The following is an 897-nucleotide window of genomic DNA, read 5'->3' as shown; positions in this document are numbered from 1 at the left end:
CAACCGTTTGTCTAAGATTTCCTTTGTCATAGATATTAAGTTCTAGTAATATGGGTCTTAGTCTTGTCCAGTGTTCATCTTTGAGCATGGTGCGAGGCATAGCGAACGATATCTTTTTTGTGTGAGAACTTAAAGATTAACCGTTCGCTATTTTTTTTGCCATTAATTTATACCCAATGTTCAACACGCCCTAGTGATCTTAATATCATTGCTGGGTTTTTTTGTGCTTAACATCAGGGCGTATTTAACCTTTCATGATTTGATCCGTCAGAAATGAACACTACTGATATCATTACTCATGACAGGAGTTATCGACAAGCGCGTTTAAAATGCCACATGATGACGCTGGTGCACTACTTGCACATTTCTGGCGCAAAACGGTCAAGTGATGCTTTAAGTGCATCAGTTCTTCCATTCGTATTTCCACAGCATGAATGTGCTCATCTAGCAAGTTATTCACATCGCCGCAGTCCTTGTCAGGCGACTCCCAGTATTCAAGTAAGATTCGCACATCATCTAAAGCCATATCGAGCGTACGGCAATGTAGGATAAATTGTAGACGCTCAATGTGCTCTTCATTATATAAACGATAATTCCCTTCGCTACGAAAAGGCTCGGGTAATAAACGCTCTTTTTCATAATAGCGAATGGTTTCTACTGTGGCACCTGTGCGTTTAGCGAGCTCACCAATTTTGATTGTCATAACAACCTCTATGATTTAAATAATTAAAGTGGCTGTAAAGACTAGCGCTAGAGAAATTAAAATTACGAAACTGTAGATAAATAACCTTGACTCTAAAGCCACTATAGGGTTCATAATATCATTATTCAAAGGGTAAATTATTATGAAATATCATATTGAAGGTATGGACTGTGCCAGTTGCATCGGCAAGATTG

At 38.6% G+C, this 897-nt stretch carries 1 protein-coding gene and 1 pseudogene; both read right to left on the bottom strand.

Annotation, left to right across the window (positions count from 1 at the left end; genetic code table 11):
* A pseudogene (locus JMX07_RS13505) lies at positions 1-100 on the bottom strand (IS5/IS1182 family transposase); the annotation flags it as partial.
* A 192-nt stretch (positions 101-292) separates the two neighbouring features.
* Positions 293-703: a Cd(II)/Pb(II)-responsive transcriptional regulator gene (gene cadR, locus JMX07_RS13500; RefSeq protein WP_007394845.1), complete on the bottom strand. Its 411-nt coding sequence runs from the start codon at positions 701-703 to the stop codon at positions 293-295.
* Positions 704-897: the final 194 nt, after the last annotated feature.

The organism is Psychrobacter immobilis (genome assembly GCF_904846235.1).
In the GTDB taxonomy this organism is placed as follows: domain Bacteria; phylum Pseudomonadota; class Gammaproteobacteria; order Pseudomonadales; family Moraxellaceae; genus Psychrobacter; species Psychrobacter immobilis_C.
The sequence above is the reverse complement of the archived record's forward strand: the minus strand, read 5'-3'. Positions and strand labels throughout refer to the sequence as shown.